This window comes from Sphingomonas sp. KC8, from assembly GCF_002151445.1.
Lineage (GTDB): Bacteria > Pseudomonadota > Alphaproteobacteria > Sphingomonadales > Sphingomonadaceae > Sphingomonas_E.
In genome coordinates this window covers 2,258,430-2,271,672 of the sequence record NZ_CP016306.1, presented here as the reverse complement: position 1 = coordinate 2,271,672, position 13,243 = coordinate 2,258,430, and the positions used below count along the sequence as shown (strand labels likewise).

The following is a 13,243-nucleotide window of genomic DNA, read 5'->3' as shown; positions in this document are numbered from 1 at the left end:
AACAGGTATCAGTCGAACGGTAGCGGCTTGCCGCCCGACTTATAAACGGTGCCGCCCTTCATCACGAACTGAACGCGCTGCAATTCGGTGATGTCGGCCAGCGGATCACCTGCCACCGCCACGATATCGGCATAACGCCCGGCCTGCACCGAACCGATATCGGCCGATTTGCCAAGCAGTTCGGCCGCGTTGCGCGTCCCTGCAAAGATCGCGTCGATCGCCGGGATACCCGCCTTCACCAGATATTGAAATTCCAGCGCATTCTGGCCATGCGGCCGCCAGCCCAACTGATCGGTGCCGAGTGCGATCTTGACCCCGGCCTTGTACGAACGGATCGCGTTGCCTTCCATCGTCGGCGTCACGGCGATCGCCTTGCCTGCAACCGTGGGCGGCAGCAGATCGGGTGTCTTGGTCGCAACCTCGTAAATCTCGTTGGCGGCGAACAAGGTCGGAACCATGACGGTGCCGCGTTCCTTCATCAGCTTGTAGGTTTCGGCATCGGAATAGGTGCCATGTTCGATCGAATCGACACCGGCGCGGATGGCGGCATCGATCCCGCCTTTGCCATGGGCGTGGCTGGCGACTTTCATGCCCAGCGAATGCGCGGTTTCAACGATCGCCTTCAGTTCATCATCGCGCAGCAGTTGCAAATTGGGATCGTCGCCCACGCTGGCGACACCGCCGCTGGAATGGATCTTGATCACGTCGGCGCCGCGTTTGCGCAGTTCGCGCACTGCCCGGATCGCTTCGACTGGGCCATCGACCACGGTCATCTTCCAGTCGTCCGCCCGCTGCCAGCGTGGATCGATGCCGTTGGACGGGTCCGAATGGCCGCCCGTCGGGCTGAGCGCGGGACCGGAAATCAGGAGGCGTGGCCCTGGAATCAGGTTGTTGTTGACTGCCTGCTTGAGGCCGCTCAGCACTTCGATATTGCCGCCGACATCGCGCACCGTGGTGAAACCGCCATTGAGGATCGCGCGGACATTCCACACCGACTGGAAGGCGCTTTGTTCCGGTGTGCCGCGCAGCTTGTCGCGCCGCGATCCGCCACCGGTGACATGGTTGTGCACGTCGATAAAGCCGGGAAGGACGGTCGCCTGGCTGAGGTCGATCACCTCGGCCCCGGCCGGCGTCACGAAACCACTTTCTACCGCGGTGATGCGGTCATCCTTGATCAGGATCGAAACGTTGCGCTTGGGTGTCGCCGATACACCATCGATCAGCTTGCCGGCGTGGATCACGACATCCTTTGCCAAAGCGGGCGACGCCGCCAGCGCCATCAGTGCGGCCGCAGCCATCCGCCCGATCTTTTTCATGCGTGCAATCGTCATTCCGCTTCCCTTGTTATGCGATGATCCGTTTTTCGGACCGGCTGGTGCCGACGCCGCCTCCCCCAAGGACAGCAGAGTGATGGGGCGCCTGAGCGAAAGGGGGATCGCCGGGGACGCCCCCACCCGGCGACGCAGCCATCATGGCCGGGTGAGAACCCCGTCCTTCTTCAGCACTTCGCCACCCTTCATCACGAACTGAACGCGTTGCAATTCGGTGATGTCGGCCAGCGGATCGCCTGACACCGCGACGATATCGGCATAGCGGCCAGCCTGCACCGAACCCACATCTTCGGGTGTGCCGAGCAGCTGGGCGGCGTTGCGCGTCGCGGTGAAGATCGCATCCATCGGTGTCAGCCCCGCCTTCACCAGCAGCGCGAATTCCTCGGCCTTGTTGCGGTTGGAGGTTGCGCCCTGATCGGTGCCGAACGCGATCCTGACACCCGCCTTGTACGCACGGCCGGCATTGCCGATCATCGTCGGCGTCACCGCGATCGCCTTGTCGGCAACGGTGGGTGGCAGCAGATCGGGCGTTTTGGTCGCAGTCTGGTAGATCGCGTCGGCGACAAGCAGGGTCGGCACGAGGAAGGTGCCGCGCTCCTTCATCAGCTTGTAGCTTTCGGCATCGGCATAGGTGCCATGTTCGATCGAATCGACACCGGCGAGAACCGCATGGTCGATCGCTTTCTTGCCATGCGCGTGCGCCGCGACTTTCAGCCCCAGCGCGTGCGCGGTTTCGACGACGGCCTTCATCTCCGCGTCGGTCATCACCATGTGGTGCGGATCATCCCCAATGGAGGCAACGCCGCCGCTGGGCATGATCTTGATCACCCTGGCGCCACGCCGTTGATGTTCGCGCACGCGGATACGGGCTTCTTCCGGGGTGTCGACGATCGCGGCCTCGCGCCCGTCAAAGCGGATGTCAGGGCGCATGCCATTGGCGCGATCCGAATGGCCGCCAGTGGGGCCAAGTGCCTCAAGCGCCGGCCATAAGCGGGGGCCGACGATCTTCTTGCCTTCGATCGCGCGGACGAGTGCCGGGCCGGTGAGTGGCCCCGAACCCATGTCCCGCACCGTGGTGAAGCCCAGTTCGACTTCGCGCCGCATGTTGAGCACGCCCGCGATGATGGCATCGCCCTCGCTCTGCGTGAAGCGGTTCATCGGGCGGCGATCGCCCGAAGACGAGATATGGTCGTGCGTTTCAATGAAGCCCGGCAGCACGGTTGCCGCCGAAAGATCGATCACCTCCGCGCCTGTCGGCGTGACGAAGCCATTTTCGACGCTGACGATGCGATCATCCTTGATGATGATCGAAACCTTGTTCCTGGGCGTCGCCGCAACACCATCGATCAGCTTGCCGGCGTGGATCACGACATCCTTCGCCAAAGCGGGTGCGGCACCCGCCGCCAGCGCCAGAGCAATCGCCGTCGTTACGATCCGCGGGGTCTTATGGATTGCAGACATTCTTGCCTCCCTGCCCCCCGCCCAGTCTGCGGGGGGCCTGTTGCTGGTCATGCCGAACTGTCCCCGAAGGGCGCCGGATCAGAACTTTTTGCGGAAATCGAGGCCGATCACGCGCGGCGCGATCGAAACCGTCCGCACGAAAGTGCTGCCGCCGAACAGGGCGCCATTGCCCTTGGTCGACAGGCCGACCTTGTTGAACAGATTGTTGGCGAACAGATAGACGCCCCAATCGCCGTCACTGGCTTCGAACCCGGTGCGCAGGCCCACCGTGGCATAGCCCGGCAACTTCTGCTGGAAGGCGTTGGTGCGGCGATACAGGTTCCACGACGAACCGATATAGCTGGTGTCGGCGCGCATCATCATGTCGATGCCGTCGCTGACGGGGAAGTTGTACTGCGCCGAGCCCTGGAACGTCACCTTGGGCGTGTTGGGCACCAGATCGCCCTTCAGGCCCGCGCCGGTGATGGTGACACCGCCCACCGGGCGCTGATCCTCAGTCAGTTTGGCTTCGATGTACGAACCCGAAGCCTGCAGCGTCAGGCCGTCGATCGGGCGCAGCGTCGATTCAAGTTCGATACCGCGAATGCGCACATTGCCGGCATTGGTGATGAACGAGAAGGTCGATCCGTTCGACTGCGCGGTCGTTGTCTGCGCCGCCGACTGGATATCCTTCCAGTCGACCTGGAAGATATCGAAGTTGATGATCAGCGCCCGATCGAGCCAGGCCGTCTTGAACCCAAGTTCATAATTCCACAGGCTGTCGGATGTATACGGACCCAGCGTATCGGGCAGTCCGATCACCTGGTTCACCCCGCCGGGGCGGAAACCCTGCGATGCCTGCGCATAGACCATCACGTCGTCGGTGATGTCATAGTCCGCATTGAACTTGAACACCCAGCCGCTTTCCTTGGCCTTGGCGGTCGTCGGCGGCTGGATGCCGTTGCCGATGATGACGTTGGGCACCGAAACCGATCCGATCACGGTTTTCTTGTAATTGAAGTAGCGCGCGCCGCCGGTGATGTTCAGCCGGTCGCTGACCGCATAGGTGGCCTCGCCGAAGAAGGCGATCTGCTTCAACTCGTCTTCGATCGCGCGGCGGAAGAACACGTTGGGCGCCCGCGTCACATTGCCTACGGTCACCGGCACGGTGGTGAGCGGGGTGATCATCAGTCCCGTCGCCGGATCGACCGCGTTGACATCGCTGACGATGCTGCTGTCACGATCGGCACGATAGAAGCCCACCGTCCAGTCAAGCGGACCGCTGCCGTTCGACGAAACCCGGATTTCCTGCGTGAAATTCTTGGTCTGTTGCGGCGAATAAGCGGTCGACGGTGCCTGCGACAGCGCAAATAGCTTATAGTCGGCAAGCTGACCGGTGGAGCATGCACCGCCACCAGTGTTGAAATACGCCTTGCAGCCCGCCGAATTGACCGTTGCGCCGGCTGCCGCGTTCCGGAAATATTGGGATGTATCGTAATTGTAGATGATGTCGCGCTTCGAATAAGACACGACACCCGTTACGGTGACACCGCCAAAATCCCAGTTCAGCGTGCCGCTATAGAGGTGGAGGTTGTCCTTCTGCGGCTGCAGCGATTCATAGCTTGCATCATAAGGCTTTCCGCCTGCGTCGTAGCTGGGGAAAAACCAGTTTGAATGGAAGGTGTCGGTATCCTGCACCACCGCCAGCGCATCGAACGTCACGTCCTGATTGGGCGTGAAGCGCAGCATCAGGCGGCCGCCCTTGCTGGTGGTATCGTTGAAATTCTTCAACCCAAGGCGGCTATTGTCGAGATAGCCGTCGCGATCGCGATAAAAGCCCACGGCGCGCGCGGCGAGGATGCCGGGAATGATCGGCGCGTTGATCATTCCCTGCGTTTCCCAACCGAAACCGCCATGCGATGTCGAACTGAGCTGGCCTGCCGCCATCCCTTCGAACGTATCCATCTGCGGTTTGTTGAAGATCATGCGCAGCGTGCCGGCCATCGATCCCGAGCCATAAAGCGTACCCTGCGGCCCACGCAGAACTTCGACCCGTTCGACATCGAACAGGCGGATTTCAGGGCTGCTGCCGCCGGCGTCGCTGCTCACGCTGACCGATCCGATCAGCGGGGTCTCGTCATAATAGACGCCGACCATCGGTTCACCGGCGCTCTGGATATTGCGGATGATGACGCGCGTGCCGGGGCCATTGCCGTTTTCGCGGAAAACCAGGCTTGGCGTGCTGCGCGCCAGCTGCTGGCTATCCGAAATGCCCATATTGTTGAGGGTTTTTGCGCTGACGGCGGAAATGGAGAGCGGTGTTTCCTGGATGTTGGTGGCCCGCTTGAGCGCGGTCACGACGATATCGGCGTCATTGTTGTTCGCCGATGCTGTGGCGTCGCTTGCGACGGCGGCGGGCGCATCCTGCGCCCATGCCGGGGCCGCTGCCAGCGAAAGCGCCGTGCACAGCAGCGCCGCCTTGAAGCCGAACCGGGACTCCGGAACCATGGATGTCACGCTCATCAACCTTACCCCCTTGTTCGCGTTGAAGTGTCGTCCAGATCTGGACGCACGACGCCGTTGCCCGCGGCTCCCTGAAACCGCGTGATGTCTGCGTTCTGAATTCTATGGATGGTGCGGCTTCATATGCCCGGATGGGCAACCGCACCGCAGCCCGCTTAATTCCCTGCTTCTCTCCGACCTTATGCCTGCAACCGGTCCGGACCATACGCGCGTGCTGCGTTGTCTTTGTTTTACCGGACATTCTGGGTCTCATGCCCCGTTCATGCTTTCGTCCGGATCACACACCGCCGATCCACGATCACCCTACACCGCGGTCTCGTAGTATTTCTTTCCAAATTTCGTCATGAAATTCCGTATGTTAGTTCTATATCGCTACGATTTTCGCGATGGTGGGTGCAATCGATCTACGTTTTGCGGTTGGGGTGCGATCTTTGCGCAAGCGTCGCCTGCCGATACCGATCGATTCGAACTATGGCTCCGGCGCCTCGACGCGCGGAAGCGGGCCACCTGCAAAGCGCCAGGAGGCGGGGGAGCGATTCCCCGGTCAAACAGCCTATGTATCAGGCGATGAAAGCCGGCGCTCCGGTGTGCGTGGCGACCTGGATATATTTGGCGGCAGCGCTGCGTCAGATCGGCTCTGGATCTGGATCTGGTCGCCCCCGGGGAAATCGCGTTATCGTATCGATATAGGTGATTTCTGCATCGCAGGGATGCTGCCATCCGGCTTGCGGGCACTCACAATCAAGGTTGGCGCTTGATTGTGAGTGGGCCGTTATGGTCGCTTATGCTGAAGTTCCGGCGCGAACGATCTCGTTTTACGCGCGATTCAAGAAGTTTGGACACATAATCCACCATGCCGATGACGATCAGCATCATCAGCATGATCCTTTCTCCGAAGAAGGTAAAAAGAAGCATGGGGATTATGCATATGGATGCAGAATAAAGAAACGTGTAATTTTCGAATTTAAATTTATTCGAGGCATGTTTAATTGCAATGGATGTTTTTATAGGTGCGTATAATATTATACATATGAAGATAAATAGGCCGATAATTCCAGACAAGAGTGTGACATACAGGTAGCTATTGACGAAATCTATGATGTGTTCGCCCTGCCTCATATCTTCCATTCTGGCTGTAACCGTCTCGATGTCGGTTCCGGTGAGTGGGTTTTTCCGGATCTCTTCGGTTCCTCTTTTAAGTAGCTGCGCCCGGTAGGATACTGTTGAATCGGTTTCGCTTTCCGCAGCTTGGCCTTGCGGGGGCATCAGGAGGATTCCGGCCGGCAACGTCACCAGCAAGAATGCGGATGCGAAGAGGCTTGCCCGGGCTGAAGGCTTGTGGAATTTCCGATAGGCCATCGCGGCGACGATACCGATTATTAGGCCCAGATGGGCGTTGCGGGATTGGCAGGCGCTGACGCCGACAAAGAGAAGGCCGATCACCAGGTAGCGCATGGCGTTCGGGAGTATGCTTTTGAATTGCCAGGCCGCCAGGAACGGAAACACAAGCGCGACGGCCATGGACGTCGATTCAGAAAAGGGGCCGGCTGCCCGGAGGAAGCCGTAGCGCCATTTGGCATGTTCCCATGAGGGGGAAAGCCCATACCGCGCCAGAGCTTCGCGGAAGATCGGCCATCCGGTTATCGATTCCATGATCAGAATCGACGACAGGATGCAGCCTGCCCCGATCAGGATCAGCATGAAGATTTTCATGTGGTTCTCTGATTTCAGGGATCTCATCACGACCCAGCACGGAATCAGGATGTCCAGACAAACCTGGGATGTTACGCGGGCGAGGTTGGTGGCGGATGTTCCCCTTGCTTCAAAGAAGATCAGCAACAGCACCATGGCAAAAATCAGGAGATCGGATGACGCCACTCCCTTTGCTTTCTTGCCTTGCATGAAAAGCGCCAGCGCCGCGCCAAGCCCCAGGGCATCGGCGGCGCTGAACGTTATCAGGCGCGTGCCGCCTATGTACAAATCGGTTTGTATTTCGGGCGTTAAGAGGGTGCTCATGATCAGCACCCCGGCAATATGCTCGCTCTTCCGGCAAAAAAACGGGCATATCAAAAACATAAGCGCGAACAGCACATAGATGTTCGGCGACAGGAATATGGCTGATAAAACCGCAAGGGCAGCCAATCCCATGGCCATCACATCGGGGCGCAGCTTTTTGTCGACGGCGATATAAAGGAGCGCAACGCCCGCAAGGCAGGCAGCGCTGACGTAGGCCATTTTGATCAGGTCATATAACACGTCAGTCTCGCTCCTTGGCGCGTCGTGCCGGGACGCGCGACTCACAGGTCTGATGACCATGGCCTCTAATGGCCTAAGAAATATCTATCTCGAACAATGTGGCCATAGATTCATGGCTGTTGGTGGCTGCCAACAGCCATGTTCGAACGGGTGATGCGACGCAAGCCGAACGCATGTCGGGCAGGCCCGCCCGGCGTGACTGCGCGGGTGTGCCGGTCAGGCGGCGGACAGCGCGAACGCGTGGGCGAGACCATGGTCGATCCATGCCGGCCCGCCGAGTTTTCGAACGTCGGTCAGGAAGAGGTGGGACCGTGACATTTTTACACTTGCGTCGAAAAACATAAGAGATCGTACGCATTTGCGTTGCAAACTGCATCGAATTTTATATTCCGCACGCAAACCGGCGATGTTTCACGTCGGTCGAGTTCCACGATGAGGATGTCCATGTCGAAATTTACGATGCGCGTGTTTGCGCAGGGCCTTGCTTACGCCACCGTTTCGTTCGCCGCGCTTTCCGCGTCGGCCGCCTTCGCGCAGAGCGAACCCGCCGCTGCCGAAGCGGCTGCCACCGGCGGCCTTGAGGACATCGTCGTCACCGCGCAGCGCCGCGCTGAAAACCTGCAGACCACGCCGATCGCGATCACCGCGCTGACCAGCAACGCGCTGCAGTCGTCGGGCATCACCGACATCACCGGCGTCGTCCAGGCGACCCCGAGCCTGTATTTCGCACCGTACCCGAACTCGTCGACCACGCTGATTCTGTACATGCGCGGCCAGGGCATCGGCGATCCCGGCATCATCACCAAGGATGGCGGCGTCGGCCTCTATGTCGACGGCATCTATCAGTCGCGCCCGCAGGCATCGGCCTTCGACCTCGCCGACGTCGAGCGCGTCGAAGTGCTGCGCGGCCCGCAGGGCACGCTGTACGGCCGCAACACCACCGGTGGCGCCGTCAACATCATCAGCAAGAAGCCGACCGGCGAATTCGGCGTCGATGGCCTGCTGACGCTGGGCAACTTCAACCACCAGCGTGCGCTGGCGAACGTCAACCTGCCGCAGTTCGGGGACTTCAAGGTCAAGCTGACCGGCCTGTACAGCAACCGCGACGGTTGGGCGGGCAATGCCGCCGACACCGGCAACACGCCCGACGCCAATGATTTCCAGAGCGATCGCAAGTACGCCGTGCGCGGCGCCGTGCGCTGGGAACCGGCCGACAACGTCACCGTCGATTATTCGGGTGATTACAGCAACGCTCGTACGACTCCGGTGCGTTATGTGACGGACGGCACGCCAGCCCTCGGTTACACGTCGGATCCGGAAGTTGCCTATCGGCCGGTCTATCTGCCCTATAGCCGCGTCAAGTCCGACGGACAGTCGCTGGTCGCCGAATGGGAAGTCAATGACGGCCTGACGCTGAAGTCGCTGTCGGCCTATCGTCACATCAACTACAGCGCCAACCAGGATTATGTCGAGGCTTTCGGCGCGCCGTTCTTCACGACCGATTATATCAAGTCGAAGACCTACACGCAGGAATTCCAGGCGATCGGCGAGATTGGCGACCGCGTGAAATATGTCGCCGGCCTCTATTATTTCCACGAGAAGGCCAACCACCAGTTGATTGTCGATGCTGGCACCGGCACCGCCGGCCAGTTGTTCATGAAGGACCGCTTCACGACGGCGAAGTCGCGGTCGATGGCCGCTTTCGGTCAGGCAACCTGGACTCCGGCGATCCTCGACGACAATCTCGAGATTACGGTCGGCGGGCGTTACACCAAGGACAAGCGCGATGCGGATCGCACTTACGAAACGCAACTTTTCATTGGTGACACGGTGGCGGACGTTTCGCCGCTGGTGAATCGCCGCTTCCTCGGCAACGGAACGATTGTCCCGGTTCTGTCGCAGGTCGGCAGCACGCACGTGAAGAACAGCAAGTTCAACCCGTCGTTGATCGTGAACTACAAGGCGACCCGCGATATTTCGATCTATGCCAAGGCCGTGACCGGCTACAAGGCAGGCGGTTCGAACGAAGCATCGCCGACCTTCACGCGCACCTTCAACCCGGAAACCGTCACCAGCTATGAAGTCGGCGTGAAGAGCGATCTGTTCGATCGTCGCGTCCGCCTGAACGTCGATGCGTTCCTGGCGCGCTACAAGGATCTTCAGCTCGACATTTCCGCCGATACTGCCGATCCTTCGCTGACCGATACGTTCAACGTCGGTCGCGCCAATGTGAAGGGCGTCGAAGCCGATCTGACAGTTATCCCGGTTGAAGGGCTGACCTTGGCTGCCAGCTACACCTACACCGAATATAAGATCAGCAAGGTGCGTGCACCTGCGGGCTCGATCTTCGATCCGGCCGTCAATGCCGGCTCGCCGGTTGCGGTGGGCGACAACATCTCGGGTTACTTCGTCCTGCCGTTCACGCCGAAGCACAGCGTGCGCTTGTCGGGCGACTGGAACATCCTGACGATGGGTGATGGCTCGCTTGCGTTGCACGTAGACTATACGTGGAAGGACAAGATCAACACGACTGCCGGCAACGGTCCGTCGGTTCCGGGTGGTCGCCAGTTCCCGATCAACGACAGCTATGGTCTGCTCGATGGTCGCCTGACCTACACGCTCGATCGCGGTGATGATCGCCAGATCACGATCGCGCTGTGGGGCAAGAACATCCTCGACAAGCGCTATCCGGGCTTCGTCATCGGTTCGGGTTCGATCCTCGACGGCTATTATGGTCAGGCTCGTTCCTACGGCCAGCCGGCGACGTACGGCGTCGAATTCGGCTTCAACTTCTAAGCTAGATGAAAATACCCGTCCGGTCGGAAACGGCCGGACGGGCAAACCTCCGGCGATGCAATGTCGCTTGGGGGGGAGCCAAAAAGAAGGGGGCGGGGGATCATTCCCCGCCCCCTTCTTTTTGTCGGCGATGCGGGCGGAGCCTGTCGCCCCGCCCGCAAGCTTACGTCGTGATCAGCGCCAGTGCGCCATCGCCCTCGTCGATCGTGACTTGCGCGCCATCGCGCACATCGCCCTTGAGGATCGCATCGGCGAGCGGATCCTGCAGATATTTCTGCACCGCGCGCTTCAGCGGCCGTGCGCCATAGACCGGATCATAGCCGACCCGGCCAAGCCACGCGCGGGCGGCATCGGTGAGCGACAGGGTGATCTTGCGGTCCTTGAGCAGCTTCTGGACGCGCCCGACCTGGATATCGACGATCGGCCCCATATGATCCTGCGCCAGCCGGTGGAACAGGATGATTTCGTCCAGCCGGTTGAGGAATTCCGGCCGGAAGTGGGCGCGGACGACCTCCATCACCTGCGGTTCGACCGATTCCACGTCCGCGCCATCGGGCATGTTCGACAGGAACTGGCTGCCGAGGTTCGATGTCAGGATGATCAAGGTGTTCGAAAAGTCGACCGTGCGGCCCTGCCCATCGGTCAGGCGCCCGTCGTCGAGCACCTGAAGCAGGACGTTGAACACGTCGCTGTGCGCCTTCTCGACCTCGTCGAACAGCACCACCTGATAGGGGCGGCGGCGGACGGCTTCGGTGAGCACGCCGCCTTCCTCATAGCCGACATAGCCCGGAGGGGCGCCAATCAGGCGGGCGACGGAGTGCTTTTCCATGAACTCGCTCATGTCGATGCGCACCATTGCCGCGTCGTCGTCGAACAGGAAGCCGGCAAGGGCCTTGGTCAGTTCGGTCTTGCCGACGCCCGTTGGGCCGAGGAACAGGAATGACCCAAGCGGCCGGTTGGGATCCTGCAGACCCGCGCGGCTGCGGCGGACGGCGCGCGCGACCGCGGACACGGCATCCTTCTGGCCGATCACCCGTTTGCCGAGCATCTCTTCCATCGCGAGCAGTTTTTCGCGTTCGCCCTCCAGCATCTTGTCGACGGGGATGCCGGTCCAGCGGCTGACGATCGACGCGATATCATCGGTCGTCACCTCTTCGCGCAGCATCGCGCCCTGCGACACCGCCTGCGCATCGGCCAACTGCTTTTCGAGGCCCGGGATCACGCCATAGGATAGTTCGCCGGCGCGACCGAGATTGCCGCTGCGCTGCGCCTGATCGAGTTCGACGCGGGCAGCGTCGAGCTGTTCCTTGATCTTGGCTTCGGCGTGGATCTTGTCCTTTTCGGCCTTCCAGCGGGTGGTGAGTTCGATCGACTGCTGTTCGAGCTGCGCCAGATCATGTTCGAGCGCGTCGAGGCGATCGCGGGAGGCCTGATCACTCTCCTTCTTCAGCGCCTCGCGCTCGATCTTGAGCTGGATGATGCGGCGATCGAGATTTTCGATTTCCTCGGGCTTGGATTCGACCTCCATGCGCAGGCGCGACGCGGCCTCGTCCATCAGGTCGATCGCCTTGTCGGGCAGGAAACGATCGGTGATGTAACGGTGCGACAAAGTGGCGGCGGACACCAGCGCGCCATCGGTGATGCGCACGCCGTGGTGGAGTTCGTATTTCTCCTTCAGCCCGCGCAGGATCGAGATCGTGTCTTCGACCGTGGGTTCGCCGACGAACACCGGCTGGAACCGCCGCTGGAGCGCGGGATCCTTTTCGACATGCTTGCGATATTCGTCAAGCGTGGTCGCGCCGATGCAGTGGAGTTCGCCGCGGGCAAGCGCGGGTTTCAAAAGGTTCGACGCATCCATCGCGCCTTCGGATTTCCCCGCGCCGATCAGCGTGTGCATTTCATCGACGAACAGGATGATCTGGCCTTCGGCGCCCTTTACTTCGTCGAGCACGCCTTTCAGCCGTTCTTCGAATTCGCCGCGATATTTGGCGCCGGCGATCAGGCTGCCCATGTCGAGCGCCATCAGGGTGCGATCCTTGAGCGTATCGGGCACGTCGCCATTGGCGATGCGCAGGGCCAGGCCTTCGGCGATCGCGGTCTTGCCGACGCCGGGTTCGCCGATCAGCACGGGATTATTCTTGGTGCGCCGCGCCAGAATCTGGATGGTGCGGCGGATTTCCTCGTCGCGGCCGATGACCGGATCGAGCTTGCCATCGCGCGCTGCTTCAGTGAGGTCGCGGGCGAACTTCTTGAGCGCATCATACCGATCTTCGGCGCCGGCGGTGTCGGCGGAGCGGCCTTTGCGGAGTTGGTTGATCGCTGTGTTGAGGCCGTCTGCGGTGATTCCGGCTAAGCTAAGCGCCTTGCCTGTTGGATTGTTGGAATTGAGCGTGAGCGCGAGCAGCAGCCGTTCGACCGTGACAAAACTGTCACCGGCCTTGGTGGCGATCTGTTCGGCCTGATCGAGCAGGCGCACGGCATCGTTGTTGAGACCGGGCGTCGTCTGCGCGCCGCCGCCGGACACGGCCGGGATGCGGGCGAGCGCCGCATCGGTTTCGCGCAAAGCCACTTCGGGCGCGCCGCCGGCCGCACGGATCAGGCCGGCCGCCATGCCCTGTTCGTCTTCAAGCAGGGCTTTCAGCACATGTTCGGGCGCGATCTGCTGATGATTGAGCCGGATCGCCACGGTTTGCGCCGATTGCAGGAAACCCTTGGCGCGATCGGTGAATTTTTCGAGGTTCATGGATCCTCCCTTTCCCGGCCCGATATGGTGTGACTATTATGCAACACAAGAGGTGCGGCCCAAAAATCGCACCTGTCCGTCGAGGGCGGATTTTATACCCGTCGAACGGTATAAGCCATTCGTCGAAGTGCGGATGTTGCCTGCCGATACAGAG

General features: G+C 60.8%; 6 protein-coding genes. 1 reads left to right on the top strand and 5 read right to left on the bottom strand.

Features of this window, described 5'->3' with window-relative positions; genetic code table 11:
- Window positions 1–8: 8 nt before the first annotated feature.
- From KC8_RS10770 to KC8_RS10750, 4 genes are all read right to left on the bottom strand, one after another.
- The gene (locus KC8_RS10770; RefSeq protein WP_010126147.1) at window positions 9–1,331 is read right to left on the bottom strand and encodes a metal-dependent hydrolase family protein; all 1,323 of its coding nucleotides are present in this window, start codon (window positions 1,329–1,331) and stop codon (window positions 9–11) included.
- A gap of 138 nt (window positions 1,332–1,469) precedes the next feature.
- Complete coding sequence (locus KC8_RS10765; RefSeq protein ID WP_010126146.1) at window positions 1,470–2,792, bottom strand: metal-dependent hydrolase family protein; 1,323 nt, start codon at window positions 2,790–2,792, stop codon at window positions 1,470–1,472.
- A gap of 78 nt (window positions 2,793–2,870) precedes the next feature.
- The gene (locus KC8_RS10760) at window positions 2,871–5,294 is read right to left on the bottom strand and encodes a TonB-dependent receptor (RefSeq protein WP_037496403.1); all 2,424 of its coding nucleotides are present in this window, start codon (window positions 5,292–5,294) and stop codon (window positions 2,871–2,873) included.
- A gap of 741 nt (window positions 5,295–6,035) precedes the next feature.
- Window positions 6,036–7,550, bottom strand: coding sequence for an O-antigen ligase family protein (locus KC8_RS10750; protein ID WP_157663918.1), 1,515 nt, complete (start codon window positions 7,548–7,550; stop codon window positions 6,036–6,038).
- A gap of 444 nt (window positions 7,551–7,994) precedes the next feature.
- Between KC8_RS10750 and KC8_RS10745 the strand changes: the two genes are divergently transcribed.
- On the top strand, window positions 7,995–10,346 hold the full coding sequence (locus KC8_RS10745) for a TonB-dependent receptor (protein WP_138956707.1): 2,352 nt from the start codon (window positions 7,995–7,997) through the stop codon (window positions 10,344–10,346).
- Between the two features lie 163 nt (window positions 10,347–10,509).
- On the opposite strand, the gene clpB is transcribed toward KC8_RS10745, so the two are convergent.
- Window positions 10,510–13,089 (bottom strand): ATP-dependent chaperone ClpB, encoded by a 2,580-nt coding sequence (gene clpB / locus KC8_RS10740; protein WP_010126141.1) that lies wholly within the window; start codon window positions 13,087–13,089, stop codon window positions 10,510–10,512.
- Window positions 13,090–13,243 lie beyond the last annotated feature (154 nt).

Coding starts and splice junctions, on each gene's coding strand:
- KC8_RS10765 (WP_010126146.1), bottom strand. CDS start 2,792: ATGTCTGCAATCCATAAGACCCCGCGGATCGTAACGACGGCGATTGCT.
- clpB (WP_010126141.1), bottom strand. CDS start 13,089: ATGAACCTCGAAAAATTCACCGATCGCGCCAAGGGTTTCCTGCAATCG.
- KC8_RS10745 (WP_138956707.1), top strand. CDS start 7,995: ATGTCGAAATTTACGATGCGCGTGTTTGCGCAGGGCCTTGCTTACGCC.
- KC8_RS10770 (WP_010126147.1), bottom strand. CDS start 1,331: ATGACGATTGCACGCATGAAAAAGATCGGGCGGATGGCTGCGGCCGCA.
- KC8_RS10760 (WP_037496403.1), bottom strand. CDS start 5,294: ATGAGCGTGACATCCATGGTTCCGGAGTCCCGGTTCGGCTTCAAGGCG.